Raw genomic sequence first — 23,895 nt, 5'->3', positions numbered from 1 at the left:
ACCACCGTACGACGCCGAAACGGCCGGGCCGCCCGCTCCACGGGCGACCCGGCCGTACACGCGTACCTCGCTGAGGGAACTCAGCCGTTCTGCTTCAGCGCCTCGATCGCGCGCTGGGTGACCTCGTCCACCTTGCCGAGGGCCGGGATGGTCACCAGGAGACCCTGCTCCTTGTAGTAACCGATGATCGGCTCGGTCTTGGAGTGGTACTCCTCCAGCCGGACCCGCACGGCCTCCTCGGTGTCGTCCGAGCGCTGGTAGAGCTCGCCACCGCACTCGTCGCAGACGCCCTCGACCTTCGGCGGGTTGTAGGCGACGTGGAAGACGTGGGTGTCGTTCTTGCGGCACAGGCGACGGCCGGCGATCCGCTTGACAACCTCGTCCTCGGGGACCTCCAGGTCCAGCACACCGTCCAGCTTGATGCCCTGCGACTTGAGGAACTCGTCCAGCGCCTCGGCCTGGCCCAGGTTGCGCGGGAAGCCGTCCAGCAGGAAGCCGTTGACGGCGTCCTCCTGGAGCATCCGGTCCTCGGCCATCCCGATGGTCACCGAGTCCGGGACCAGACGGCCACCGTCGATGTACGACTTCGCCTCGAGCCCCAGCGGGGTGCCCTGGCTGATGTTCGTACGGAACAGGTTGCCGGTGGAGATGTGGGGGATGGACAGGGTCGCGGCGAGCAAGTGCGCCTGAGTACCCTTCCCGGCCCCGGGAGGACCAACGAGGACGATACGCATCAGCGGAGGAACCCTTCGTAATTGCGCTGCTGGAGCTGGCTCTCGATCTGCTTCACAGTTTCGAGTCCGACGCCGACGACGATGAGAACGCTGGTGCCGCCGAACGGGAAGTTGGTCTGCTGTCCGAAGGCGACCAGGGCGATCATCGGGATCAACGCGATCAGGCCCAGGTAGAGCGAACCCGGCCACGTGATTCGGGTCAGCACGTAGTTCAGGTACTCGGCCGTCGGCCGGCCGGCCCGGATACCCGGGATGAAGCCACCATACTTCTTCATATTGTCGGCAACTTCTTCGGGGTTGAAGGAGATCGCGACGTAGAAGAAGGCGAAGAAGACGATCAGCAGGAAGTAGGTGGCCATGTAGATCGGGTGGTCACCCTTGACGAAGTTCTGCTTGATCCACACCGCCCAGCCGGCCTGGCTGTTGGTCAGCTGAACCACCAGAGCCGGGATGTACAGCAGCGATGAGGCGAAGATGACCGGGATGACACCGGCCTGGTTCACCTTGAGCGGGATGTAGGTCGAGGTGCCACCGAACGCCCGGCGGCCGATCATCCGCTTCGCGTACTGGACCGGGATCCGGCGCTGGGCCTGCTCAACGAAGATGACCAGCATCACAACGATGACGCCGACCGCGATGACGGAGAGGAACTCGACCCAGCCGCCGCCGATGGTGCCGGACTGCTTGATCGCCCACATGTTGACCGGGAACTGCGCCGCGATCGAGGTGAAGATCAGCAGCGACATGCCGTTGCCGATGCCGCGGTCGGTGATCAGCTCGCCCAGCCACATGATGACCGTGGTGCCGGCCGTCATCGTGATGACCATGGTGGCGATCCGGAACACCGAGGTGTCCGGCACGATCTGGTTGGCCAGCGGGCAGCCCGAGAACAGCGCGCCGCTGGAGGCCGTCGCGACGATGCCGGTGCCCTGGAGCACGGCGAGCGCGATGGTCAGGTAGCGGGTGTACTGGGTGATCTTCGCCGTACCGGCCTGGCCCTCCTTCTTCAGCGCCTCCAGTCGCGGGATCACGACGGTGAGGAGCTGGAGGATGATGCTCGCCGTGATGTACGGCATGATGCCGAGGGCGAAGATCGTCAGCTGGAGGAGCGCGCCACCGCTGAACAGGTTGACGAGTCCGAAGAGGCCGTTGTTCTTGGTCTCCTTCACGCACTCGTTCACGGCCGTGAAGCTCACGCCCGGGATCGGAATGTGCGAGCCCAGCCGGAACAGCACCATGATGCCCAGCGTGAACAGCAGCTTCTTGCGCAGGTCGGGCGTCTGGAACGCCCGCGCGAACGCACTGAGCACGGTGCCTCCTGCGCCTCCCGCGCGTCGTCGGCGGGAGGGTCGGTCCTGAATGGGGAGTTTGCGGTTCGGGCTCCCGTACAGACGGCACAGGCGAGCCTACGCGCAGCCTACAAGGGAACTCCACGGACTCTAACAGTGCGCGGCCACTCGAAAGAAGCGCATACGGCCGCTCCCCCACTCACGGGGTACGGGATGCCCGGTTTTGCCACACAAAAGAACGAGGGCCTTACCGGGCCGAAGCGGCCAATACAGGAATGGCCCGAAAAAGCACGAGCCCCGCACTTCCCGGAGGAAGTGCGGGGCTCGAAGCCGGTGGTCAGCGGGCTCAGACGAGCTCGGTGACCGTACCGCCGGCGGCGGTGATCTTCTCGGCGGCCGAGCCGGAGACGGCGTCAACCGTCACCTGCAGGGCGACCGAGATCTCGCCGGTGCCGAGCACCTTGACGAGGGAGTTCTTGCGAACCGCGCCCTTCGCGACCAGGTCCTCGACCGTGACCTCGCCACCCTGCGGGTAGAGCTCGGCCAGCTTGTCGAGGTTGACGACCTGGAACGTGATCTTGAACGGGTTCTTGAAGCCCTTCAGCTTCGGCAGACGCATGTGGAGCGGCATCTGGCCACCCTCGAAGCGCTGCGGAACCTGGTAGCGGGCCTTGGTGCCCTTGGTACCACGACCGGCGGTCTTACCCTTGGAACCCTCACCACGACCCACGCGGATCTTGTCGGTCTTGGCACCCGGGGCGGGACGCAGGTTGTGGATCTTGATCGGGTTGTCGCCCATGATCAGTCCACCTCCTCAACCGTCACCAGGTGACGGACCGTGTGGGCCATCCCGCGGATCTCGGGACGGTCCTCCTTCACCACGACGTCGTGCATGCGCTTGAGGCCAAGCGAACGCAGGGTGTCACGGTGGTTCTGCTTGCTGCCGATGTACGACTTGGTCTGCGTGATCTTCAGGCGAGCCATCAGGCGCTCACCCCTGCAGCACGCGCCCGCAGCAGAGCGGCGGGAGCCACGTCCTCCAGCGGCAGGCCACGACGGGCGGCGATCTCCTCGGGGCGAACGAGGCCCTTCAGAGCAGCCACGGTGGCGTGCACGATGTTGATCGCGTTGTCCGAGCCGAGCGACTTCGACAGGATGTCGTGGATGCCGGCGCACTCCAGGACGGCGCGCACCGGACCACCGGCGATAACACCGGTACCGGGGGCGGCGGGCTTCAGCAGCACGACGCCGGCGGCCTTCTCACCCTGGATCGGGTGCGGGATGGTGCCCTGGATACGGGGGACCTTGAAGAAGTTCTTCTTGGCCTCCTCAACACCCTTGGCGATGGCGGCCGGAACCTCCTTCGCCTTCCCGTAACCGACACCCACGGTGCCGTCACCGTCGCCCACCACGACCAGCGCGGTGAAGCTGAAACGACGACCACCCTTGACAACCTTGGCGACACGGTTGATCGCGACGACGCGCTCGACGTAAGCGGTCTTCTCGACGGCGGGGGCGTTGCCCCGGTCGTCACGCTTACGGTCGCGCCGCTCGCCACCGCCGGTGCCACCGCCGGCGCCGCTACCGCGGCGCTGGGGTCCAGCCATTGGAATTACCTCTCTCGTTTACGTCCGCCGACAGAGTCGACGAGCGGCTTAGAAGTCGAGCCCGGCCTCGCGAGCCGCGTCCGCCAGGGCGGCGATGCGGCCGGCGTACCGGTTGCCCGCGCGGTCGAAGACGACCGACTCGATGCCGGCGGCCTTGGCGCGCTCGGCGACCAGGCTCCCGACCTTCTTGGCCAGCTCGGTCTTGTCGCCCTCGGCGCCCTTGATGGACACGTCGAGGGTGGACGCCGACGCCAGGGTGTGACCCTTGGCGTCGTCGATGACCTGGGCGACCATGTGACGGTTCGAGCGCGTCACAACGAGGCGCGGACGCACCTCGGTGCCGACGACGCGCTTGCGAACGCGGATCGCGCGGCGCTTGCGAGCGGCGCTCTTGTAGGCGTTGCCCTTGCCGATCTTGACAGAGACGCTCATCGCTTACTTACCACTCTTTCCGACCTTGCGGCGGATGACCTCGCCCGCGTACTTGACGCCCTTGGCCTTGTACGGGTCGGGCTTGCGCAGCTTGCGGATCTTCGCGGCGACCTCGCCGACCTTCTGCTTGTCGATGCCGTCCACGTGGAACTTGGTGGCCGACTCGACGACGAAGGAGATGCCCTCGGGGGCCTCGACCAGGATCGGGTGGCTGTAGCCCAGCTGGAACTCCATGTCGGAGCCCTTCGCCAGAACTCGGTAGCCGACACCGCTGATCTCCAGCGACTTGCGGTAGCCCGCGGTCACGCCGGTGATCATGTTCGCCACCAGCGTGCGGGAAAGGCCGTGCAGGGCCTTCGACAGACGCTCGTCGTTGGGGCGGGTGACGAGCAGCGTGCCGTCCTCGCCCTTACCGATCCCGATCGGCGCGGCGACGACGTGGGTGAGGGTGCCCTTCGGGCCCTTCACCGAGACCGCCTGGCCATCGATGGTGACGTCCACGCCGGCGGGAACCGGGATGGGCAGCCGTCCAATGCGCGACATTGCTGTACCTCCGTTTCCCGAATTACCAGACGTAGGCGAGAACTTCTCCGCCTACGCCCTTCTTGGCAGCCTGCTTGTCGGTGAGGAGACCGGAGGACGTGGAGATGATCGCCACGCCCAGGCCGCCGAGCACCTTCGGCAGGTTGGTGGACTTTGCGTAAACGCGCAGACCCGGCTTGCTGATGCGCTTGATGCCGGCGATGGAGCGCTCACGGTTGGGGCCGAACTTGAGCTCGATGGTCAGCTTCTTGCCGACCTCGCCCTCAGCGGGCTCCTCAACCTTGTAGGAGGAGATGTACCCCTCCTGCTGCAGGATCTGGGCGACGTGCGCCTTGATCTTGCTGGCCGGCATCGCCACGGAGTCGTGGTACGCCGAGTTCGCGTTACGCAGACGCGTGAGCATGTCTGCGATGGGGTCGGTCATGGTCATGATGGCCTCAGGCCTCTCTCGCCGCGGTTTCTCCGCACCAGGTCCCCCCACCGCACTCGGAACGAGTGCGTCGGGGGCACAAGCGCAGGGGACCTACGTCGTAGTAAGACTGGGTGCGAGCCCTCCCAGAAGAGGACCACGGGCATCCATGGGGAAGCCGTGGCAGGGGGCCCGACCCCACTACCTTACGGGAATCCGTACGGCAGCCCAAAAATGGGCGGTGTGGGATCGGGCACCTCTACTTCGCTAGCGGTGCCTAAAGCTCTGGATTACCAGGAGCTCTTGGTCACGCCCGGCAGCTCGCCGCGGTGCGCCATCTCACGGAGGCAGACACGGCAGAGGCCGAACTTGCGGTACACCGAGTGCGGACGGCCGCAGCGCTGGCACCGGGTGTAGGCCCGGACGCCGAACTTCGGCTTGCGCTCGGACTTCGCGATGAGGGACTTCTTCGCCATTGGCTCACGCCTCCTTGAACGGGAAGCCCAGAGCGCGCAGGAGCGCCCGGCCCTCGTCGTCGGTCTGAGCGGTGGTCACGACGGTGATGTCCATACCGCGCTGACGGTCGACCTTGTCCTGGTCGATCTCGTGGAACATAACCTGCTCGGTCAGACCGAAGGTGTAGTTGCCACGGCCGTCGAACTGCTTCGGGGAGAGACCACGGAAGTCACGGATTCGCGGCAGGGCCAGCGAGACCAGACGGTCCAGGAACTCCCACATGCGGTCACCGCGGAGGGTGACGTGGGTGCCGATCGGCTGGCCCTCGCGCAGCTTGAACTGCGCGATGGACTTGCGGGCCTTGGTCACGGCCGGCTTCTGACCGGTGATCGCGGTCAGGTCGCGGATCGCGCCCTCGATCAGCTTGCTGTCACGGGCGGCCTCGCCGACACCCATGTTGACGACGACCTTGACCAGGCCGGGCGTCAGCATGACGTTCTCGTACGAGAACTGCTCCTGCAGCTGCCCCTTGATCTCGGAGTTGTAACGCTCCTTGAGGCGGGGGGTCACCTTCTCAACAGACGTCTCAGACATCAGATGTCCTCACCGGTTCGCTTGGCAACGCGGATCTTGTTGCCCTCGTCGTCGAAGCGGTAGCCAACGCGGGTGACGACCTTCTTGCCGTCCTTCTCCACGACCAGCTGGACGTTGGAGACGTGCACCGGGGCCTCGACGGTGACAATGCCACCCTGAGTGCCCGGGCCCGGCTTGGTGTGCTTCTTGACCCGGTTCACACCCTCGACCAGGACCTTGTTCTCAGCCGGCATGGCCTGGATGACCTTGCCCTGCTTGCCCTTGTCCTTGCCGGTGATGACCTGAACCAGGTCACCCTTCTTGATCTTCATGCTGTTCGCCATGAGTTAGAGCACCTCCGGCGCAAGCGAGATGATCTTCATGAACTTCTTGTCACGCAGCTCGCGGCCCACCGGGCCGAAGATGCGGGTGCCACGGGGGTCACCCTCGGTGTTCTTCAGAACAACCGCGGCGTTCTCGTCGAAGCGGATGTACGAGCCATCCGGACGACGACGCGACTTCACGGTACGGACGACGACGCACTTGACGACGTCACCCTTCTTCACCGAACCGCCGGGGATCGCGTCCTTGACGGTCGCGACGATGACGTCCCCGATACCGGCGTAGCGGCGACCGGAGCCACCGAGAACGCGGATGCAAAGGATTTCCTTCGCGCCCGTGTTGTCGGCGACACGCAGTCGCGACTCCTGCTGGATCACAGCTTTCTCCTGATCGTCAACGAGAGCTGACGGGCCGGCCGCTGCTCACACCAGCGCCCGCAAGGGGCCCGGTGCACATACGGCCGTACCGCATCAACTTCGTTACTTGGCCTTCTCGAGGATCTCGACGACGCGCCAGCGCTTCGTCGCGGACAGCGGACGGGTCTCCGCGAGGAGCACCCGGTCGCCGATGCCGCAGGCGTTCGCCTCGTCGTGCGCCTTCAGCTTGTTCGTACGGCGGATGACCTTGCCGTACAGAGCGTGCTTGACGCGGTCCTCGACGGCGACGACGACGGTCTTGTCCATCTTGTCGCTGACGACGAGACCCTCACGGGTCTTGCGGAAGCCGCGCGTCTCGTTGGTGTTCTCAGTCATCAGGCGCTCTCCACCGTCTCGATGCCCAGCTCGCGCTCGCGCATCAGGGTGTAGATCCGCGCGATGTCCTTGCGGACGAGCTTGAGCCGTCCGTGGTTGTCGAGCTGCCCGGTCGCCGCCTGGAAGCGGAGGTTGAACAGCTCCTCCTTGGCCTCACGGAGCTTGGCAACGAGACCCTCGTTGTCCAGCTCGCGGAGGTCAGCAGCCTTGGTGCCGGCCGACATCAGCTCTCACCTGCCTCGCGCCGGATGATCCGGCACTTCATCGGGAGCTTGTGAGCTGCGCGGGTCAGCGCCTCACGAGCCACCTTCTCGTTGGGGTACGACAGCTCGAACATGACCCGACCCGGGTGCACGTTCGCGATCCACCACTCGGGCGAACCCTTACCGGAACCCATGCGGGTCTCGGCCGGCTTCTTGGTGAGCGGACGGTCCGGGTAGATGTTGATCCAGACCTTGCCGCCACGCTTGATGTGACGGGTGACGGCGATACGAGCGGACTCGATCTGCCGGTTCGTCACGTAGGCCGGGGTGACGGCCTGGATGCCGTACTCGCCGAACGCGAGCTCGGTGCCACCCTTGGCAGCGCCACGGCGCTTCGGGTGGTGCTGCTTGCGGTGCTTGACCCTACGGGGGATCAGCATTGGGGTCAGGCCTCCGTTCCGGTGTTCTCGGCAGCCGGAGCCTCGGCGACCGGGGCCGCGGGGGCCTCGGCAGCGGCGGGGCGACGGCCGCGGCCACCGCGCTCGCCACCACGGCGCTCGCCACCGCGGGCGGGACGACCAGCCTCGGGACGGGCCGGGCGGTTGCCCGAGCGGGCAGCGGCGTTCTCAGCGCGGACCTCGGCGATGTTCTTGACGTCGCCCTTGTAGATCCAGACCTTCACGCCGATACGGCCGAAGGTGGTCTTGGCCTCGAAGAAGCCGTAGTCGACGTTCGCGCGCAGGGTGTGCAGCGGCACACGGCCCTCGCGGTAGAACTCCGAACGGCTCATCTCGGCGCCGCCGAGACGACCGGAGCACTGGACCTTGATGCCCTTGGCGCCGGACTTCATGGTGCCCTGCATCGACTTGCGCATGGCACGACGGAAGGAGACGCGCGAGGACAGCTGCTCCGCGACGCCCTGAGCCACGAGCTGGGCGTCCAGCTCGGGGTTCTTGACCTCGAGGATGTTCAGCTGGACCTGCTTGCCGGTCAGCTTCTCGAGGTCGCCGCGGATACGGTCGGCCTCGGTGCCGCGACGCCCGATGACGATGCCGGGACGGGCGGTGTGGATGTCGACGCGGACGCGGTCGCGGGTGCGCTCGATCTCGACCTTGGAGATACCGGCGCGCTCCATGCCCTTCGTCATCATGCGACGAATGGCAACGTCTTCCTTGACGTAGTCCTTGTACAGCTTGTCGGCGTACCAGCGGGACTTGAAGTCCGTGCTGATGCCGAGGCGGAACCCGTGCGGGTTAACCTTCTGGCCCATTACCGGGTCCCTTCCTTGCTGCTGACGACCACGGTGATGTGGCTGGTCCGCTTGCGGATCCGGTAGGCACGACCCTGCGCACGCGGACGGAACCGCTTCAGGGTCGGACCCTCGTCAACGTACGCCTCGCTGATGACGAGGTCGTCCACGTTGGAGTGGTTGTAGTTGTGCGCGGCGTTGGCAATAGCGCTGTCGAGCACCTTGCCGACGGGCACGGTGGCGGCCTGCGGAGCGAAACGCAGGACGGCCTGGGCCTCCGTGGCCGGCAGGCCACGGATGAGGTCCACCACGCGGCGGGCCTTCATGGGCGTGACGCGGATGTACCGCGCCTGGGCCCTGGCTTCCATGGTTGTCCCCTTGCTGGTGTAAGTCATTGAGTCGGTAATCTCGCTGGCGACTAGCGACGCTTCGACTTGCGGTCGTCCTTGACGTGACCGCGGAAGGTACGCGTCGGCGCGAACTCGCCGAGCTTGTGGCCGACCATCGACTCGGTGACGAACACCGGGACGTGCTTACGGCCATCGTGCACCGCGATCGTGTGGCCGAGCATGGCCGGGAAGATCACGGAGCGACGGGACCAGGTCTTGATGACGTTCTGGGTACCCGCCTCGTTCTGCGCGTCCACCTTCTTGAGAAGGTGGCCGTCAATGAAGGGGCCCTTCTTGAGACTGCGCGGCATCTGACCTGCTCCTAGCGCTTCTTGTTGGTCTTGCGGCGGCGCACGATGAGAGCGTCCGACGCCTTCTTCGGGCGACGGGTGCGACCCTCCTTCTGGCCCCACGGCGAGACCGGGTGGCGGCCACCAGAGGTCTTACCCTCACCACCACCGTGCGGGTGGTCGATCGGGTTCATGGCGACACCACGCACGGTCGGGCGGACGCCCTTCCAGCGCATACGGCCGGCCTTGCCCCAGTTGATGTTCGACTGCTCGGCGTTGCCGACCTCGCCGACGGTGGCGCGGCAACGCGCGTCCACCAGGCGGACCTCGCCGGAGGGCATGCGCAGGTGCGCCATCTTGCCCTCACGCGCCAGCAGCTGGATGCCGGAACCCGCGGAGCGGGCCATCTTGGCACCGCCACCGGGACGCAGCTCCACCGCGTGGATGGTGGTACCGACCGGGATGTTGCGGAGCGGCAGGTTGTTGCCCGGCTTGATGTCGGCGCCAGCGCCGTTCTCAATCCGGTCACCCTGCGCGATGCCACGCGGCGCGATGATGTAGCGCTTCTCGCCGTCCGCGTAGTGCAGGAGCGCGATGCGCGCGGTGCGGTTCGGGTCGTACTCGATGTGCGCGACCTTGGCCGGCACGCCGTCCTTGTCGTGACGACGGAAGTCGATCACGCGGTAGGCGCGCTTGTGACCGCCACCCTGGTGGCGAACGGTGATCCGACCGGCGTTGTTACGGCCGCCCTTGCTGTGCAGGGGGCGAACCAGCGACTTCTCCGGCGTGGACCGCGTGATCTCTACGAAGTCGGCCACGCTGGAGCCACGACGGCCCGGCGTAGTCGGCTTGTACTTGCGGATGCCCATTTGGCTCTCTCGTCCTCGTCCTTATCGACGATCACGATCTCCGTTAGGAGACCGGACCACCGAAGATGTCGATGCGGTTGCCCTCGGCCAGCGTCACGATGGCGCGCTTGGTGTCCTTGCGCTTGCCAAAGCCCGTCTTGGAACGCTTGCGCTTGCCCTGACGGTTGATCGTGTTGACAGCCTCGACCTTGACCGAGAAGACCGCCTCGACGGCCTGCTTGATCTGGGTCTTGTTGGCGCCCGGCGACACGATGAACGTGTACTTGTTCTCGTCGAGAAGGCTGTAGCTCTTCTCGGAGATGACCGGCTTCACCAGGACGTCACGGGGGTCCGTGAACGTCTTGCTCGTAACGTCGCTCATCAGGCGGCGCTCCCTTCGAGCTCGCCCTCAGCGGCAACGGCCTTGGCGGACGCGGCCGGACCGGCCACGAAACGCTCGAAGGCGGCCTGGGTGAAGACCACATCGTCGGAGACGAGCACGTCGTAGGTGTTCAGCTGACCGGCGTCCAGGATGTGCACGTGCGGCAGGTTGCGGGCGCTCTTCAGACCCAGCTCGTCGGCACGCTCGACGACGAGGAGGATGTTCTTGCGCTCGGTGATCTTGCCGAACAGGCCCTTGGCGGCCTTGGTCGACGGCGCCTCGGTCGCGGTCACGCCGGTGACGACGTGAATGCGGTTGTGGCGGGCCCGGTCGGTGAGCGCACCGCGCAGGGCGGCGGCGATCATCTTCTTCGGGGTCCGCTGCGAGTAGTCACGCGGCACGGGACCGTGCACGACGCCACCGCCGGCGAACTGCGGCGCACGGGTCGAGCCCTGACGGGCGCGGCCGGTGCCCTTCTGGCGGTACGGCTTCTTGCCGCCACCGCGGACCTCGGCACGAGTCTTGGTCTTGTGGGTGCCCTGACGGGCCGCAGCGAGCTGCGCCACGACGACCTGGTGCATCAGCGGAACGCTGACCTTCGCGTCGAAGATCTCGGCCGGCAGCTCAAGGCTGCCGGTCTTGTCGCCCGCGGGCGACAGGATGTCAATGGTGCTCATATCCTCACAGCCCCTTCGCCGCGGTGCGGACGAGGACGAGGCCGCCGTTCGGGCCCGGGATTGCGCCCTTGATCAGGAGCAGCCCCTTCTCCGCGTCAACGGCATGGACGGTCAGGTTCTGGGTGGTCACACGCTCGTGGCCCATCCGGCCGGCCATCCTCACGCCCTTGAACACGCGACCCGGGGTGGCGCAGCCACCGATCGAGCCGGGCGAGCGGTGCTTGCGCTGCACACCGTGACCGGCGCCGAGGCCCCGGAAGTTGTGGCGCTTCATGACACCGGCGAAGCCCTTGCCCTTGGAGGTGCCGGTCACGTCGACCTTGACACCCGCCTCGAACAGCTCGGCGGTGATCTCCTGGCCCAGGGTGTACTCGGAAGCGTCCGAGGTACGGAGCTCGACCAGGTGGCGACGGGGGGTGACACCGGCCTTGGCGAAGTGGCCCGCGAGGGGCTTGTTCACCTTGCGGGGGTCGATCTCGCCGAAGCCGATCTGGACGGCGTCGTAGCCGGCCGGGCTGTCGGCGGTGTGGACCTGGGTCACGACATTGGGCCCAGCCTTGACGACGGTCACCGGAACGATCCGGTTGTTCTCGTCCCAGACCTGGGTCATGCCGAGCTTCTCGCCCAGGATGCCCTTAATCTGCTTAGCCATCTTCGGTGCGCCTCTCAGAGCTTGATCTCGATGTCGACGCCCGCCGGCAGGTCGAGACGCATCAGCGAGTCAACCGTCTTCGGCGTGGGGTCGAGGATGTCGATCAGACGCTTGTGAGTACGCATCTCGAAGTGCTCGCGCGAGTCCTTGTACTTGTGCGGCGAGCGGATGACGCAGTACACGTTCTTCTCAGTGGGCAGCGGCACCGGGCCCGCGACCTGCGCACCAGTACGGATCACCGTCTCGACGATCTTCTTCGCCGAGGAGTCGATGACCTCGTGGTCGTAGGCCTTGAGCCGGATGCGGATCTTCTGTCCCGCCATGGCTACTCAGTAGTCCTTCTGTCTTAGTCGCCGCACGACTCCCCCTCCGACCCCCGCGCTCGGGCGTGTCGCACTCGCGCTTGCAAAAAACCGGCGAAGAACTCGTCGGTTTCAAAATTTCGGGGTGGGGGAGCCGGGCCGAGGCCCCGCCCACGCTTCCCGGAAGATTCCCGTACGTCCGCCCCGCAGCTGCCGTGGCGTAGAACTCACGCTTGACGGCCATCACGGGAACGACGAGTACATGGGACTCGCTTCCGGTCCTCCCGGCGGGAGGCGCGCAGCATCGGCACTCAACCGAGCAACTTGGACATACTGCCACATGGAGCAGCCCGGATGCCAATCGGGGCCGGTGAGGTGTTCCTCACCGGCCCCGATCGGATGGTCCCGCCGGTCAGCCCTTGCGCCAGAGCACCCAGCCGTGGTCCTTGCTGTACTTCGCGACGTGCCAGCCCGGCAGCGGCTTCGCCCAGCTGCTCTCCGGCGTGGCGTCCTTGCCGAGGGTGAGCAGCATCGCGGTGGCCGTCGCCGGCGGAGTGTTGCCGTTCTTCACGTTGTCGGTCCAGACCCGGCCCCAGTAGACCTCGTAGGTCAGCACCATCCGGGTGCCCCAGTCGAGGTCCCAGTCCATGATCAGGTTGTCGCCCTTGCGCAGGCCGGCTTCCTTCTCGAGGTTGACCGCCTCGTACTTGCGGTACTGGGAGTGCGGCTCGGCGACGTTATTGGTGATCGTGACCGTCGCGTAGGCAGCGAAGATCGTCACGCAGCCCACCACGGCCGCGACGATCCGGCGGCCGCCCGCGACCCGCAGCAGTAGGCAGGCGGCGAGCACCGCCAGTGCCCCGGCGGCCGTCCGGGCCATGTGCAGACCGTCCCAGGTCGAGGCGAGGAACTGCGCGTCCGGCACCGTCCACGGTATGGCCCAGCCCTTGAGCTCACGGCCCGCGTACGCCGAGACCGAGACCTGGATGACCCCGATCAGCACCGCGCCGACCAGCGCGAGCTTCAGCAACGGGCGCAGGCCCGCCCGGAACAGGGCGGCCAGGCCGACCACCATGAACAGCGGCACCAGCACCGCGCAGTACCGGGCGTACACCCAGTTGTCCAGCCGGTCGGTGTCCGCCAGGCCGGCAGCGGAGGCCAGCGCGGTGCCGAACACCATGGCGGTCATGCAGAAGGCCACCACCCGGTCCGCCACCGAGAACCGGGCGCGGAAGAGGACCACCAGGCACAGCACGAAGGCGATCGCGCCGAAGCCGAACGTGGAGGTCATGAAGTACCAGAGCTGGCCGAAGGTGCGACCGATGATGGTCCCGATGTACCGGCTGTTCTCCAGGTTCTCGAAGACCTTGTTGCCGACCGTGCTCGGCGGCACGTCCTTGAACTGGTTCTCGACGAAGCCTGCCAGCAGCTTGACGCCCACCAGCGACACGGCGAGCACGCCGAGGCCGGCCAGCGAGGAGAGCCGCGGCGCCCAGCCGAAGGCCAGTACCACGACCAGGACCAGCGCGGTCAGCGCCACGACCACGCCACCGCGGTCGTGGGTGGCCATCGAGTACCCGGCCGCCAGGCTCATCCCGGCCGCGTAGAGCGCGCGACGGCGCGGCGAGCCGGGCGAGAGCCAGCCGTGCATCGCGATCAGCCAGGCCAGCAGGAGCACCGGGAGGACGGTGTCCGACATGACGAACTGGGAGTAGAAGATCACCGGCGGCATCAGGGCCACGGCGGCCGCCGTCAGGTAGGCGTGCGGCCGGGACAGGGCCAGGCGCCGTGCGGCCACGAAGACCAGCGGGAAGACCAGCGCGTTGAGCACCGCGTTGATGCCCATGATCAAGTGGTACGCGGTGTTGGGGTTGTCGGCGATCCGCAGCGCCGGCGCCAGCAGCAGCGGGTACCCGCCCGGGATGACGACGCCAACGGGCATCTCGGTGGTCGGCCGGCCTGCCAGCACCCGGGCGATCACGAGGTACGAGTCCTCGTCCGCGTGCACCGACGGGTAGTAGTTGTGCATCGACAGCACGAGCCGGAACAGCGTCTGCGCGAGGTAGCCGACCAGCAGCGCCGCCGGCCAGAACCACCGGTGCGCAGCGAGGGCCCTCAGTCGGATCCGAGCGGCCGAGGGCGGCGTCGTGGCGGCGGACCCGGCCACGCTCTCGCCGTCGCCCTCCCCCCGTCTCTGCCCGTCGGACACATGGGCAGAGTCGATCAGCGGCTGCACCGAGACACTTCCCTACTTGTCGAACCAGTACTCGTCATGTCCGACTCAAAGGTGCGCCGGGCGCTCCCGGCGCGCTCCCCCACTCGTCGGATCGCACCGGAAGTCTGCCATGCGGCCCGATGTGGGGCCAGCGCGATCATTCAACGAATCGCATGCATACGAATTAGGAATGGCTTTTGGGACGCCATATCAACCTTCTTGTCGCATTTCGACGTTCCGCCCTTTACCCGCCGTTTCGAAAACGCCTACCGCCCGGGGAGGCCGCCCACGGCCCTGGCAGAATCGCACGGGGCACCTGTGACGACCGGGTGCCCGGGAGCGCACACTGCCCGCGCATCATTCCGCTTGCAACAGCTCAACGAGGATCAAACAGTGACGAACCTGTACCCCGCATCGGTCGCGGGCGAGACCCAGCGCGCCCGGTCCACTCGGGGCAGACCAGCCACCGCTGGTCGGGTCCCCGTCGCCCTGTGGACCGCCTAGATCCTGACCGCGCTCGTGGCCGCACTTCTGATGGCCTGGCTGGCCCGGTTCGTCATTCTGAACCCGATATCGCGAACAGGCCAGGTCAGCGGCCTCGCCGCGATCCAGCTGCAACTCCTCCTCCGGCTCGGCGGCATCGTCATGGTCTGCTGGCCGGCGATGCGCCGCTGGTCGGACACCCCGGTGCGGTTCGCCGCCGCGGCGGTCGCGGGCCTGTCCTCGGGCATCCTGGCCTCCGGCATCTCGCTGGCGCTGCGCGACACCAACTGGCCGCTGTTCGCCCAGGGCGGCGACTCCGGCAGCCTCCAGGCGTGGGTCGGCGCCCTGCTGGACGGCAAGCCGCTCGACGGCGCCTACCCGCCGATGTTCCCCCACATCGTCGCCTTCGTCGCCGAACACTTCACCCACGGACAGGTCGGTTACGCACTCAAGCTCGTCGACCTGCTGTTCGTCGCGCTGCTGGGACCGCTCGCCTACCTCTCCTGGCGGCTGCTGCTGCCCCCGCTCTGGGCGCTCGGGATCGGCGTCACGGCCGCGCTGCCGATGGCCCAGCCCTACAAGCCCTACACCAACTTCGTGCTGGTCGCCTTCATCCCCGTCCTGGCGAAGCTGATGCAGGTGATCCAGCAGGCGCCGCGGATCTCGCGCAAGACCGCCGCCGTCCGCGGCGCCGTCCTCGGCCTCGCGCTCGCCCTGCTGTTCCTGCTCTACTCCGGCTGGTTCGTCTGGTCCGCCGTCGGAGCGGTCGTCCTCGCGGTGGTCCTGCTGCTGCGCACCCGCCGCAGCGCCGGCACGCCGGCACTGCTCACCGTCCTGTGCACGGTGGGCGCCGCGGGTGGGGTCCTCCTCGCCGTGGCCGGCACGTATCTGACCCGCCTGCTCGGATCGGCCGGCAGCACCGTCGACGGCTACTGCTACTTCGACACCTACGTCGAGCCGACGTACTTCGCCATGTGGCGCGACGACCTGCCCGGCACCGACGCACAAAGCACCTGGCCGATCCCCGGCGAACTCGGCGGAGTCGGCCTCTTCTCGATCCTCCTGCTGGTCGGACTCGGGATCGCGCTGGCCATCGGGATCAACCGGGCCGTCGTCCTGACCGCCGCCGCCTGCTCCGCGAGTGCCCTGCTGATGCGCTACTGGTACGCCTCCCACATGGAGCAGGACCAGGCCGTCTGGCCGGCGGGCGCCGTGGACCACCGGCTGGCGGCTCCCGTCCCGGTTCAACCCGCGTGCCGTGGCCGTCGGCACCATCTGCGCGCTGGGCCTGCTGTTCGGCATGGCCGGCTCCGCCACCGCCAGCAAGTACATGCCCGACCCGCGCTGGGGCACCGGCGCGCTGGCCTGGACCGCGCAGGGCACCGCGGACTTCGACGGCCACTGCTCCCGCTACGCGCCCGGGGGCAAGTGCGGCAAGCCGAAGGACCTCAAGCCGCTGCTCACGCCATCGGTGGACCCGGGCAAGCTCGGCTGCCCGACGGTCACCCCGTACCCGGCGCAAGGTGCCGGAGCGTTCGGCCGACTGGCCGCGATCCTGGGCTGACGGTCACGCCGGAAGCCCTCCGCACACGGCAGTGGGCCGGTAGTCCGACTCGGACTACCGACCCACTGCCGTGCTGCGACCGATCGAGGCGGTCAGTGCTTCTGGCCCGCCGTCAGCGCGTGCCGGAGCAGCACCTTGGCACCGTCCGACTGGCCGCGGCGCAGGGCGCCGGGGAGCATCGTGAGCGCGTGGAAGCGGGAGGCGCTGCGGACCCGGGCCGCGCGGGCGGCCTTGGGCCAGCCGCGGGCGTCCATCCGCTCGGCCACCGCGTTGAAGTAGCGCTCCGCCTCGGTGAAGCGGGTGCCGGAGAAGGCCTGCACCGATGACTCACTGACCGCGTGGCGGCGGTACTGGAAGACCACCGTGGTGTTGTCGATCATCATCGACTCACCCCGCTCCAGCAGGTCGACCACCAGTGCCAGGTCCTGGATCACCGAGTACTCGTCGCGGAAGTTGACCTGGCGCAGGGCCTCGCCCCGCCAGCAGATCGACGGGAAGTACAGCCAGTTGCCGCGCAGCACGCTGGCCGCGAGCTCCTCGCCGCCCATCAGGCGCCGGCCCTTGACGTTCGGGGCGTACAGCTTGCCCTTCACGTTGTCGGCCAGGCCGTGGCTGACCACGCCGTCACCGTCGATCACCTCGACGCCCGGCTGCACCATGCCCAGGTCCGGGTTGGCGTTGAGGATCGCCCGGACGGTCTCCAGGTAGTGCGGGTGCAGGAGGTCGTCGCAACCCATGATCACCACGTGGTCCGCGGTGGACAGCTCCACGCACTTCTGGAAGTTCTTGGTGATCCCCAGGTTCTGCTCGTTGCGCAGGTAGCGGACCCGCTCGTCGCCGAGCTCGGCGAACCAGCCCGGGACGTCCGGCTCCTTGCCGTCGTCGATGACGGTCAGCCGGAAGTCCGGGTCGGTCTGCCCCAGGATGCTGTGCACGGCGGCCTGCATCAACGCCACGTCGCCGTAGTACGGCAGCATGAACTCGAAGGTCGCCATGGGACTCAGGCTCCGTTGCTCTTCACCGGGGCCGAGATCGGCAGGTCGAGGTCGAAGCGCTCCCCGTTCAGCCGGGAGCCTTCGTTGATCGCGACGGTGCGGGCCAGGTCCGTGAGCTTCTTCTCCAGCGAGCGGAAGCGCAGGAAGGTGTTCAGGGTCAGGAAGCCCATGGCCAGGACCATGACGTACAGCACCAGGTCGGTGCCGCGGCCGACGCCGAGCTTGTGGGCCACCCAGGTGACGTCACTCGGACGCAGGATCGCGTAGATGTTCGCGATCACGAAGACGGAGAACGCGATGCGCTTCCAGGCGCGGGTGTTCGCGGCGTCCCAACGCCGGATGAACATGAACGCGAGGGTGACCGCGCCCACGATCAGCACCAGCTGGATCCAGAAGTAGTTCATCGGCGGCCACGCTCCCGAAGCGAAATGTCGAAGATGATGTTCACGCCGTTGATCAGGGACTGACCCTTGGCGCGTGAGTAGTCGGTGTAGAGGATGTCCACCGGGAGTTCGGCCACCCGAAGGTCGGCGCCGGCCAGGAAGCTGACGATCTCCGAGGCGTGGGCCATGCCGTTCATGGTGATCCGGATCCGGCTCGCGGCCTCACGGTTGAGCACGCGCAGGCCGTTGTGCGAGTCGGTGAGCTTGAGCTTGCGCGCGGTCGGGCTGACCGTTGCGGCGGTCCGCAGCACGACGCGCTTGATCCACGGCACCTGGCCGTTCTGCTCGATGAAGCGCGAGCCGAGGACCACGTCGGCCTCGCCCGTGCGGAGCAGGGCGACCATCTTCTCGACGTCGGCGGTCTGGTGCTGGCCGTCCGCGTCGAAGGTGGCGAAGTACTTGGCGTCGGGCTGGTCGAGCGCGTAGGCGAGGCCGGTCTGCAGCGCGGCGCCCTGACCGAGGTTCACCGGGTGCCGCACCAGGTGGGCACCCGTCGTCATGATGTGCTTGGCCGAGTCGTCCGCACTGCCGTCATCGACCACAACGATGTTCGGGAACGTCTTGCGCGCTTCCTCCACAACGTCAGCGATCACCTGGCCTTCGTTGTAGGCCGGGATCACCAGCCAGACATCGTCGTACTGGGACACGGGGGCTCCATGTTCGGGGTGTCTCCCGCGCTCGTGCGCGGCAATCTGTATGGCGTGGGGCGGTGCGGTCATTCGCCGACCACCCCGGCAGTCATGGTGGGCGCGGCCTGCTCCGACGTGCTCAGCGCGGTACCGGCCCGGTTCCCGGTCGAACCGGGGAAGCTGCGCCTGAGAGCGGCCAGCATACCCAGCACGGCGACCACCGATCCGGCCGTGTAGGCCACGACCACACGGGTGGACACGTCGCCCGGCAGGAAGGTGACCCCGGCGAGGACCGCAGTCCCGACCGCCCAGCAGAGCAGCTGCAGGTTGTGCCGCTTGAATACCATCAGCGCCTGACCGAGCACCATCGCGAACATGTACGCCACGGTGCCGGCGGACATCCAGAAGAAGTCGAGGCAGCCGAGCACCGGCTTGGCGCCGAAGAGCACCTGGATCAGCCAGGGGCCGAGGGCCACCGCCGGGATCCCGCCGACCACGCCGAGTCCGCCGACCACGACGCCGATCCGCCGGAGCATACCGGTGAAGGCCGCACGGTCGCCGACCGCGATCGCCGAGGACAGCCCGCTGAGCAGCGAGGCCTGGAGCGAGCCGAACACGAAGAGCGGGACCCGGGCCAGCACCAGCGCGTTGAGCAGCGCGGCGATCAGGGCGGAGTCCGAGGGGGCGAGCAGCTTGGTGCTCACCACGGCGGCGTTCACCACGACCTGGGACAGCAGGGTCGAGCAGATCAGCAGGCCCAGCCCGGAGCAGAGCTCCGACCAGGGCACCCGCGGGCCGGGCCGGACGGCCCGGAACAGCGGCGGCAGGGTCAGCAGGGTGGCCGCGACCGGCGCGACGGCCAGGATCAGGCTGAACGCCAGCGCCGAGTGCACCCCGCCGACCGCGGCGCCGAAGGCGAGCCCGATCCGCAGGCCGCCGTCGAGGCCGAGCTGAGTGCCGTACGCGCCGAACCGGCCGAGGCCGGCCAGCACGCCGCGGGTGAGGTAGCAGACCGCCATGCCGAGGAACGCGCCGCCCAGTGCCAGCACCAGCGAGCGGTCGCCGTGGAACATGGCGTCGGCGATCTGGCGCGAGCCGACCCCGAGCACCAGCAGCACGGTGGCGAGGATCCCGCCGGTCAGCAGGGTCGCGCGGCGCAGCACCGGGGCGGCGCCGTGCCCGAGCGCGGCGCGGGCCGCGACGATCCGGGTCAGCTCCTGCTCGATCGGGAAGAACACTCCGATGCCGACGGACATCACGATGGTCCACAGCAGGGACACGTTCGCCATGTCGTCGACGGAGAGGCTGTGGCCCGCCACACCGAGGTGGATGTACGAAGCCGCGCCGAGCACGACAGTGCCGCCCGCCACCGCCAGGGTTCCCGGCGGTAGCGCGGCGGCCACCTTGGTCAGCGGATTCCTCACTGCGCTCTGTCGCTCTCGGTCGTCCGGGCCTTGACGGCCAGCTCGGTGAAGACGGGGGTGCCGAGCGCCTCGGCGAGCTGCTCGCGCCAGTCCGGCTGCGGGCTGAGGCCCGCCGCGGTCCACCGGTCGTGGCCCAGCACGCTGAACGCGGGCCGGACGGCGGGCGTGACGTACGCCGCGGAGGTGGCCGGACGGATCCGCTCCGGGTCGAGGCCGCTCAGCCGGTAGGCCTCACGTGCCAGCCCGCACCAGGTCGTCCGGCCGGCCGCGGTGCCGTGGTAGACCCCGGCCGGGGCCCGCCCGGCGAGCGCGGCGGTGCCGAGCTCGACGAGCTGCCGGGCCAGGGCCAGCGACCAGGTCGGCTGGCCCTGCTGGTCGTCCACGACGTCCAGCGTCTCGCGCTGGGCGGCGAGCCGCAGCATGGTGGCGACGAAGTTCTTGCCGTGTTCGCCGTACAGCCAGGCGGTGCGCACCACGTAACCGTGCTGCGGGAGGAGTTCCGCCACGGCCTGCTCGCCGACCAGCTTGCCGCGGCCGTACGCGTTGACCGGGCCGGTCGACGCGGTCTCGGCGTACGGCTCGGCGGCGTCCCCGGGCAGCACGTAGTCGGTCGACACCTGGAGCAGCCGGGCGCCGGTCTTGGCACAGGCGGCGGCGAGGTGGCGCACACCGGTGCCGTTGACGGCGGTGGCGGTCTCCTCCTCGGTCTCGGCCGCGTCGACGGCGGTCCAGGCGGCGCAGTTGACGACGACGTCGTGGCCCTCGACGGCGGCCAGCACGGCCGCCGCGTCGGTGATGTCGAGGTCGGCGCGGCCGAGGGCGGTCACCTCGGCCGTCGGGTCACCGGCGAGCACCGTCAGCAGGTCCTGGCCGAGCATGCCGGCCGCACCGGTGACGAGCCAGCGGACCCGGCCCGGGGAAGTGGCGCTCACTTCTGCAGCGCCGCCTTCTGCTTCAGCGGCTCCCACCAGGCGCGGTTCTCGCGGTACCAGGTGATGGTCGCGGCGAGGCCGTCCTCGAAGCGGACCTGCGGCTCGTAGCCGAGCTCCTCGCGGATCTTGCTGATGTCCAGCGAGTAGCGCAGGTCGTGGCCCTTGCGGTCCTCCACGTGCTCGACCATGTCCCAGCCGGCGCAGGCGGCATCCAGCAGCAGGCCGGTCAGCTCCTTGTTGGTGACCTCGGTGCCGCCGCCGATGTTGTAGACCTCACCGGAGCGGCCGCCGCGCATGACCAGCTCGATGCCGCGGCAGTGGTCCGAGACGTGCAGCCAGTCGCGGATGTTGCCGCCGTCGCCGTACAGCGGGACCTTCTTGCCGTCGATCAGGTTGGTGGTGAAGAGCGGGATGACCTTCTCGGGGAACTGGTAGTGCCCGTAGTTGTTGGAGCAGCGCGTCACCACGACGTCCATGCCGTGGGTGCGGTGGTAGGCCAGGGCGAGCAGGTCGGAGCCGGCCTTGGAGGCCGAGTACGGGGAGTTCGGGGCCAGCGGCCAGGTCTCGGTCCACGAGCCCTCGCTGATCGAGCCGTACACCTCGTCGGTGGAGACGTGCACGAAGCGGCCCACGCCGTGCTTGCGGGCGGCGTCCAGCAGGACCTGGGTGCCGACGACGTTGGTCAGCACGAACGGGCCGGCGCCCGCGATCGAGCGGTCCACGTGGGACTCCGCCGCGAAGTGCACCACGACGTCGTGACCGGGCATCACCTGGTCGACGGCGTCGGCGTCGCAGATGTCGCCCTGGACGAAGGAGTAGCCGCTGTGACCCGCCACGGGCGCCAGGTTGGCCTCGACACCCGAGTAGGTGAGCTTGTCGAAGACCGTGATCTGGTCGGTGGAGTCGGCGCCCAGCAGCTGGCGGACGAATTCAGAACCGATGAAGCCGGCACCGCCGGTCACGAGGATGCGCATAGTACGCCGCAGTCTACCGGCGCGCCGGGGAGCCGCCGACCCGGGCCTCACTGACCTCGTCGGACTCGAATAAGGTGCACCCCATGCGTGGAATCCTTCTGGCCGGCGGCACCGGCTCGCGGCTCTGGCCGCTGACCCGAGCGGTGTCGAAGCAGCTCCTCCCGGTCTTCGACAAGCCGATGATCTACTACCCGCTGTCCACCCTGGTGATGGCAGGCATCAGCGAGATCCTGATCATCACCACCCCCGCCGACCGCGACCAGTTCGAGCGCCTGCTGGGCGACGGCTCGCAGCTGGGCCTGAAGCTGGAGTACGCCGTCCAGGAGAAGCCCGAGGGCATCGCCCAGGCCTTCGTACTCGGCGCGGACTTCATCGGCGACGAGTCGGTCGCCCTCATCCTCGGCGACAACATCTTCCACGGCAGCGGCCTCGGTACCCGGCTGGCCAAGGACACCGACACCCCCGGCGGCCGGGTCTTCGCCTACCCGGTGGCCGACCCGACCGCGTACGGCGTGGTCGAGTTCGACGAGCACGGCCACGCGATCTCCATCGAGGAGAAGCCCACCAAGCCCAAGTCCCGCTACGCCGTCCCCGGCCTGTACTTCTACGACAACCAGGTCGTGGAGATCGCCCGCGGTCTGAAGCCCAGCGCGCGCGGCGAGCTGGAGATCACCGCGGTCAACGACGCCTACCTGCGTCAGGGCGAGCTGAACGTCACCATCCTGGACCGCGGGACCGCCTGGCTGGACACCGGCACCTTCGTCTCGATGGTCCAGGCCTCCGAGTTCGTCCGGGTCATCGAGGAGCGCCAGGGCCTCAAGATCGGCTGCATCGAGGAGACCGTCTGGCGAGCCGGCCTGATCAGCGACGACCAGCTGCGCGAGCTCGCCGAACCGCTGCTGAAGAGCGGTTACGGACAGTACCTGCTGGCCCTGCTGGACGAGGAGAACACCCGGTGAAGTTCCGCGAACTGACCATCGACGGCCTGATCGAGATCACCCCGCAGCTGCACGGCGACCCCCGCGGGCTGTTCACCGAGTGGTACCGCTTCGACCGGCTGGCCGAGGTCGTCGGCCACCCGCTGCGGCTGGCCCAGGCCAACCTCTCGGTCTCCTCGCGCGGCGTGGTCCGCGGCATCCACTTCGCCGACGTGCCGCCCGGCCAGGCCAAGTACGTGACCTGCGTACGCGGCGCCGTGCTCGACGTCATCGTGGACCTGCGGGTCGGCTCGCCGACCTTCGGCCGCTGGGAGAGCGTCCGACTCGACGACGTGGACCGCCGCGCGGTCTACATCCCGGAGGGCCTCGGCCACGGCTTCTGCTCGCTGACCGACGACGCCACGCTCTCGTACCTCTGCTCCGAGACGTACAACCCGACCGGTGAGCACTCCGTGCACCCCCTCGACCCGGACCTGGACATCAAGTGGCCGGCCGAACAGCCGCTGCTGTCGGCCCGCGACGAGGCCGCGCCGTCGCTGGCGGAGGCGATCTCCTCCGGCCTGCTGCCGACGTACGAGTCCTGCAAGGCGTTCACCGAGAGCCTGCGCACCGAGCAGGGCTGAGGCCCCCTCAGGATGCGCGAAGGCCCGGCCGGTTCGCACCGGCCGGGCCTTCGCGCATCCTGGTCACTTGTCCCGGAACACCCAGTACTTGTAGCCGAAGTAGTTCACGACCGAGAGGGCCACCAGCGCGACCGCGCGGGCGAGCAGGTAGAACAGGCCGAGCTTCACGAGCCCGCCGACCACCAGCACGGTGCCGATCCAGTTCCCCCCCGCCATCACGAGATAACGGGCGGTCTGCTTGCCGACCGGGGATGAGCTCTCGAAGGCCCATATCCGGTTCAGCACGAAGTTCGTGCTGAAGCCGGCCAGCACCGCGACCAGGGTGGACGGGGCCAGCGGCAGCTTGAGCACCCCGTGCAGGACGAAGAGCAGGCCCATGTCGACCGTGGTGCTGGTAACACCCGCGGCCAGGAACCGCACCGCGCTATGGCCCAGCAGTCCGGCAATTCGGCCCTTCGCGGAGGATCCGGACACTTCCGCGGGCGATTCCAGTTGAGTCACGGGGGGAATCGTAAGTGCAAGGCCCCGCGGCTACACAGCCGCCCG

General features: G+C 68.1%; 33 protein-coding genes. 2 read left to right on the top strand and 31 right to left on the bottom strand.

Going from position 1 to position 23,895, the window contains the following annotated elements:
• Window positions 1-80 precede the first annotated feature (80 nt).
• The 30 genes from ACGF12_RS04565 to rfbB form a co-directional block, all read right to left on the bottom strand.
• Window positions 81-734: an adenylate kinase gene (locus tag ACGF12_RS04565; protein ID WP_393025388.1), complete on the bottom strand. Its 654-nt coding sequence runs from the start codon at window positions 732-734 to the stop codon at window positions 81-83.
• Complete coding sequence (secY, locus tag ACGF12_RS04560; protein ID WP_393025385.1) at window positions 734-2,044, bottom strand: preprotein translocase subunit SecY; 1,311 nt, start codon at window positions 2,042-2,044, stop codon at window positions 734-736. The genes ACGF12_RS04565 and secY overlap by 1 nt, the downstream gene beginning before the upstream one ends.
• Before the next feature lie 325 nt (window positions 2,045-2,369).
• Complete coding sequence (gene rplO / locus ACGF12_RS04555; protein ID WP_255752515.1) at window positions 2,370-2,822, bottom strand: 50S ribosomal protein L15; 453 nt, start codon at window positions 2,820-2,822, stop codon at window positions 2,370-2,372.
• A 2-nt stretch (window positions 2,823-2,824) separates the two neighbouring features.
• Window positions 2,825-3,007, bottom strand: coding sequence for a 50S ribosomal protein L30 (rpmD, locus tag ACGF12_RS04550; RefSeq protein WP_030055835.1), 183 nt, complete (start codon window positions 3,005-3,007; stop codon window positions 2,825-2,827).
• Window positions 3,007-3,630: a 30S ribosomal protein S5 gene (gene rpsE, locus ACGF12_RS04545; RefSeq protein WP_030055834.1), complete on the bottom strand. Its 624-nt coding sequence runs from the start codon at window positions 3,628-3,630 to the stop codon at window positions 3,007-3,009. The genes rpmD and rpsE overlap by 1 nt, the downstream gene beginning before the upstream one ends.
• A 48-nt stretch (window positions 3,631-3,678) precedes the next feature.
• Window positions 3,679-4,062, bottom strand: a complete 384-nt coding sequence (gene rplR / locus ACGF12_RS04540; RefSeq protein WP_030280785.1) for a 50S ribosomal protein L18 — start codon at window positions 4,060-4,062, stop codon at window positions 3,679-3,681.
• Between the two features lie 3 nt (window positions 4,063-4,065).
• Window positions 4,066-4,605 (bottom strand): 50S ribosomal protein L6, encoded by a 540-nt coding sequence (gene rplF / locus ACGF12_RS04535; RefSeq protein WP_393025382.1) that lies wholly within the window; start codon window positions 4,603-4,605, stop codon window positions 4,066-4,068.
• 22 nt (window positions 4,606-4,627) lie between these two features.
• Entirely contained in the window at window positions 4,628-5,035 is a 408-nt protein-coding gene (gene rpsH / locus ACGF12_RS04530) for a 30S ribosomal protein S8 (RefSeq protein WP_030280781.1), read from the bottom strand.
• Between the two features lie 269 nt (window positions 5,036-5,304).
• On the bottom strand, window positions 5,305-5,490 hold the full coding sequence (locus ACGF12_RS04525; protein WP_030055830.1) for a type Z 30S ribosomal protein S14: 186 nt from the start codon (window positions 5,488-5,490) through the stop codon (window positions 5,305-5,307).
• Window positions 5,491-5,494: 4 nt separating this feature from the next.
• Window positions 5,495-6,064, bottom strand: a complete 570-nt coding sequence (rplE, locus tag ACGF12_RS04520; RefSeq protein ID WP_030300393.1) for a 50S ribosomal protein L5 — start codon at window positions 6,062-6,064, stop codon at window positions 5,495-5,497.
• Window positions 6,064-6,375, bottom strand: coding sequence for a 50S ribosomal protein L24 (gene rplX, locus ACGF12_RS04515; RefSeq protein ID WP_030232484.1), 312 nt, complete (start codon window positions 6,373-6,375; stop codon window positions 6,064-6,066). Before rplX ends, rplE begins: the two co-directional genes overlap by 1 nt.
• 15 nt (window positions 6,376-6,390) lie before the next feature.
• A complete protein-coding gene (gene rplN / locus ACGF12_RS04510; protein ID WP_030055827.1) occupies window positions 6,391-6,762 on the bottom strand; it encodes a 50S ribosomal protein L14 in 372 nt (123 codons plus the stop codon).
• Between the two features lie 102 nt (window positions 6,763-6,864).
• A complete protein-coding gene (rpsQ, locus tag ACGF12_RS04505) occupies window positions 6,865-7,137 on the bottom strand; it encodes a 30S ribosomal protein S17 (RefSeq protein ID WP_030055826.1) in 273 nt (90 codons plus the stop codon).
• Window positions 7,137-7,361, bottom strand: a complete 225-nt coding sequence (gene rpmC, locus ACGF12_RS04500) for a 50S ribosomal protein L29 (protein WP_049649042.1) — start codon at window positions 7,359-7,361, stop codon at window positions 7,137-7,139. The genes rpsQ and rpmC overlap by 1 nt, the downstream gene beginning before the upstream one ends.
• Window positions 7,361-7,780, bottom strand: a complete 420-nt coding sequence (gene rplP, locus ACGF12_RS04495; protein ID WP_030055824.1) for a 50S ribosomal protein L16 — start codon at window positions 7,778-7,780, stop codon at window positions 7,361-7,363. Before rplP ends, rpmC begins: the two co-directional genes overlap by 1 nt.
• A gap of 5 nt (window positions 7,781-7,785) precedes the next feature.
• Window positions 7,786-8,610, bottom strand: coding sequence for a 30S ribosomal protein S3 (rpsC, locus tag ACGF12_RS04490; protein ID WP_393025377.1), 825 nt, complete (start codon window positions 8,608-8,610; stop codon window positions 7,786-7,788).
• Complete coding sequence (gene rplV, locus ACGF12_RS04485; protein WP_030055822.1) at window positions 8,610-8,957, bottom strand: 50S ribosomal protein L22; 348 nt, start codon at window positions 8,955-8,957, stop codon at window positions 8,610-8,612. The genes rpsC and rplV overlap by 1 nt, the downstream gene beginning before the upstream one ends.
• 50 nt (window positions 8,958-9,007) lie before the next feature.
• Window positions 9,008-9,289, bottom strand: coding sequence for a 30S ribosomal protein S19 (gene rpsS / locus ACGF12_RS04480; protein ID WP_030055821.1), 282 nt, complete (start codon window positions 9,287-9,289; stop codon window positions 9,008-9,010).
• Window positions 9,290-9,300: 11 nt separating this feature from the next.
• Window positions 9,301-10,137: a 50S ribosomal protein L2 gene (gene rplB, locus ACGF12_RS04475; RefSeq protein WP_393025374.1), complete on the bottom strand. Its 837-nt coding sequence runs from the start codon at window positions 10,135-10,137 to the stop codon at window positions 9,301-9,303.
• Window positions 10,138-10,180: 43 nt separating this feature from the next.
• On the bottom strand, window positions 10,181-10,498 hold the full coding sequence (rplW, locus tag ACGF12_RS04470) for a 50S ribosomal protein L23 (protein ID WP_030280768.1): 318 nt from the start codon (window positions 10,496-10,498) through the stop codon (window positions 10,181-10,183).
• Window positions 10,498-11,175 carry a 50S ribosomal protein L4 gene (gene rplD, locus ACGF12_RS04465; protein ID WP_393025371.1) on the bottom strand — a complete coding sequence of 226 codons (678 nt, stop codon included), beginning with the start codon at window positions 11,173-11,175 and terminating at the stop codon, window positions 10,498-10,500. Before rplD ends, rplW begins: the two co-directional genes overlap by 1 nt.
• Before the next feature lie 4 nt (window positions 11,176-11,179).
• Window positions 11,180-11,827 (bottom strand): 50S ribosomal protein L3, encoded by a 648-nt coding sequence (gene rplC, locus ACGF12_RS04460; protein ID WP_393025368.1) that lies wholly within the window; start codon window positions 11,825-11,827, stop codon window positions 11,180-11,182.
• 14 nt (window positions 11,828-11,841) lie between these two features.
• A complete protein-coding gene (gene rpsJ / locus ACGF12_RS04455) occupies window positions 11,842-12,150 on the bottom strand; it encodes a 30S ribosomal protein S10 (RefSeq protein WP_012785157.1) in 309 nt (102 codons plus the stop codon).
• Between the two features lie 391 nt (window positions 12,151-12,541).
• A complete protein-coding gene (locus tag ACGF12_RS04450) occupies window positions 12,542-14,338 on the bottom strand; it encodes a hypothetical protein (protein WP_393025365.1) in 1,797 nt (598 codons plus the stop codon).
• Window positions 14,339-16,483: 2,145 nt separating this feature from the next.
• A complete protein-coding gene (locus ACGF12_RS04445) occupies window positions 16,484-17,386 on the bottom strand; it encodes a glycosyltransferase family 2 protein (RefSeq protein WP_393025363.1) in 903 nt (300 codons plus the stop codon).
• A 5-nt stretch (window positions 17,387-17,391) separates the two neighbouring features.
• Complete coding sequence (locus ACGF12_RS04440) at window positions 17,392-17,790, bottom strand: DUF2304 domain-containing protein (RefSeq protein ID WP_393025360.1); 399 nt, start codon at window positions 17,788-17,790, stop codon at window positions 17,392-17,394.
• Entirely contained in the window at window positions 17,787-18,476 is a 690-nt protein-coding gene (locus ACGF12_RS04435; RefSeq protein WP_393025357.1) for a glycosyltransferase family 2 protein, read from the bottom strand. The genes ACGF12_RS04440 and ACGF12_RS04435 overlap by 4 nt, the downstream gene beginning before the upstream one ends.
• 68 nt (window positions 18,477-18,544) lie before the next feature.
• Window positions 18,545-19,882 carry a lipopolysaccharide biosynthesis protein gene (locus tag ACGF12_RS04430; protein WP_393025354.1) on the bottom strand — a complete coding sequence of 446 codons (1,338 nt, stop codon included), beginning with the start codon at window positions 19,880-19,882 and terminating at the stop codon, window positions 18,545-18,547.
• The gene (gene rfbD, locus ACGF12_RS04425; protein ID WP_393025351.1) at window positions 19,879-20,814 is read right to left on the bottom strand and encodes a dTDP-4-dehydrorhamnose reductase; all 936 of its coding nucleotides are present in this window, start codon (window positions 20,812-20,814) and stop codon (window positions 19,879-19,881) included. Before rfbD ends, ACGF12_RS04430 begins: the two co-directional genes overlap by 4 nt.
• Complete coding sequence (gene rfbB / locus ACGF12_RS04420) at window positions 20,811-21,788, bottom strand: dTDP-glucose 4,6-dehydratase (protein WP_393025348.1); 978 nt, start codon at window positions 21,786-21,788, stop codon at window positions 20,811-20,813. The genes rfbD and rfbB overlap by 4 nt, the downstream gene beginning before the upstream one ends.
• Before the next feature lie 83 nt (window positions 21,789-21,871).
• On the opposite strand from rfbB, the gene rfbA reads away from it, so the two are divergent.
• Window positions 21,872-22,747, top strand: coding sequence for a glucose-1-phosphate thymidylyltransferase RfbA (gene rfbA / locus ACGF12_RS04415; RefSeq protein ID WP_393025346.1), 876 nt, complete (start codon window positions 21,872-21,874; stop codon window positions 22,745-22,747).
• The gene (gene rfbC / locus ACGF12_RS04410; RefSeq protein WP_393025343.1) at window positions 22,744-23,349 is read left to right on the top strand and encodes a dTDP-4-dehydrorhamnose 3,5-epimerase; all 606 of its coding nucleotides are present in this window, start codon (window positions 22,744-22,746) and stop codon (window positions 23,347-23,349) included. The genes rfbA and rfbC overlap by 4 nt, the downstream gene beginning before the upstream one ends.
• 63 nt (window positions 23,350-23,412) lie before the next feature.
• Here the strand turns inward: rfbC and ACGF12_RS04405 are convergent, their stop codons facing one another.
• On the bottom strand, window positions 23,413-23,850 hold the full coding sequence (locus ACGF12_RS04405; RefSeq protein WP_393025340.1) for a GtrA family protein: 438 nt from the start codon (window positions 23,848-23,850) through the stop codon (window positions 23,413-23,415).
• Between the last annotated feature and the right edge of the window lie 45 nt (window positions 23,851-23,895).

Origin of the sequence: Kitasatospora sp. NPDC048296 (genome assembly GCF_043201815.1) — a bacterium.
GTDB lineage: Bacteria > Actinomycetota > Actinomycetes > Streptomycetales > Streptomycetaceae > Kitasatospora.
The sequence above is the reverse complement of the archived record's forward strand: the minus strand, read 5'-3'. Positions and strand labels throughout refer to the sequence as shown.

Bases quoted from the DNA above. Each gene is read 5' to 3' on its own strand.
- ACGF12_RS04565 (WP_393025388.1), bottom strand. From the start codon at position 734: ATGCGTATCGTCCTCGTTGGTCCTCCCGGGGCCGGGAAGGGTACTCAG.
- rplO (WP_255752515.1), bottom strand. From the start codon at position 2,822: ATGGGCGACAACCCGATCAAGATCCACAACCTGCGTCCCGCCCCGGGT.
- rpmD (WP_030055835.1), bottom strand. From the start codon at position 3,007: ATGGCTCGCCTGAAGATCACGCAGACCAAGTCGTACATCGGCAGCAAG.
- rpsE (WP_030055834.1), bottom strand. From the start codon at position 3,630: ATGGCTGGACCCCAGCGCCGCGGTAGCGGCGCCGGCGGTGGCACCGGC.
- rplR (WP_030280785.1), bottom strand. From the start codon at position 4,062: ATGAGCGTCTCTGTCAAGATCGGCAAGGGCAACGCCTACAAGAGCGCC.
- rplF (WP_393025382.1), bottom strand. From the start codon at position 4,605: ATGTCGCGCATTGGACGGCTGCCCATCCCGGTTCCCGCCGGCGTGGAC.
- rpsH (WP_030280781.1), bottom strand. From the start codon at position 5,035: ATGACCATGACCGACCCCATCGCAGACATGCTCACGCGTCTGCGTAAC.
- ACGF12_RS04525 (WP_030055830.1), bottom strand. From the start codon at position 5,490: ATGGCGAAGAAGTCCCTCATCGCGAAGTCCGAGCGCAAGCCGAAGTTC.
- rplE (WP_030300393.1), bottom strand. From the start codon at position 6,064: ATGTCTGAGACGTCTGTTGAGAAGGTGACCCCCCGCCTCAAGGAGCGT.
- rplX (WP_030232484.1), bottom strand. From the start codon at position 6,375: ATGAAGATCAAGAAGGGTGACCTGGTTCAGGTCATCACCGGCAAGGAC.
- rpsQ (WP_030055826.1), bottom strand. From the start codon at position 7,137: ATGACTGAGAACACCAACGAGACGCGCGGCTTCCGCAAGACCCGTGAG.
- rpmC (WP_049649042.1), bottom strand. From the start codon at position 7,361: ATGTCGGCCGGCACCAAGGCTGCTGACCTCCGCGAGCTGGACAACGAG.
- rplP (WP_030055824.1), bottom strand. From the start codon at position 7,780: ATGCTGATCCCCCGTAGGGTCAAGCACCGCAAGCAGCACCACCCGAAG.
- rpsC (WP_393025377.1), bottom strand. From the start codon at position 8,610: ATGGGCCAGAAGGTTAACCCGCACGGGTTCCGCCTCGGCATCAGCACG.
- rplV (WP_030055822.1), bottom strand. From the start codon at position 8,957: ATGGAAGCCAGGGCCCAGGCGCGGTACATCCGCGTCACGCCCATGAAG.
- rpsS (WP_030055821.1), bottom strand. From the start codon at position 9,289: ATGCCGCGCAGTCTCAAGAAGGGCCCCTTCATTGACGGCCACCTTCTC.
- rplB (WP_393025374.1), bottom strand. From the start codon at position 10,137: ATGGGCATCCGCAAGTACAAGCCGACTACGCCGGGCCGTCGTGGCTCC.
- rplW (WP_030280768.1), bottom strand. From the start codon at position 10,498: ATGAGCGACGTTACGAGCAAGACGTTCACGGACCCCCGTGACGTCCTG.
- rplD (WP_393025371.1), bottom strand. From the start codon at position 11,175: ATGAGCACCATTGACATCCTGTCGCCCGCGGGCGACAAGACCGGCAGC.
- rplC (WP_393025368.1), bottom strand. From the start codon at position 11,827: ATGGCTAAGCAGATTAAGGGCATCCTGGGCGAGAAGCTCGGCATGACC.
- rpsJ (WP_012785157.1), bottom strand. From the start codon at position 12,150: ATGGCGGGACAGAAGATCCGCATCCGGCTCAAGGCCTACGACCACGAG.
- ACGF12_RS04445 (WP_393025363.1), bottom strand. From the start codon at position 17,386: ATGGCGACCTTCGAGTTCATGCTGCCGTACTACGGCGACGTGGCGTTG.
- ACGF12_RS04440 (WP_393025360.1), bottom strand. From the start codon at position 17,790: ATGAACTACTTCTGGATCCAGCTGGTGCTGATCGTGGGCGCGGTCACC.
- rfbB (WP_393025348.1), bottom strand. From the start codon at position 21,788: ATGCGCATCCTCGTGACCGGCGGTGCCGGCTTCATCGGTTCTGAATTC.
- rfbA (WP_393025346.1), top strand. From the start codon at position 21,872: ATGCGTGGAATCCTTCTGGCCGGCGGCACCGGCTCGCGGCTCTGGCCG.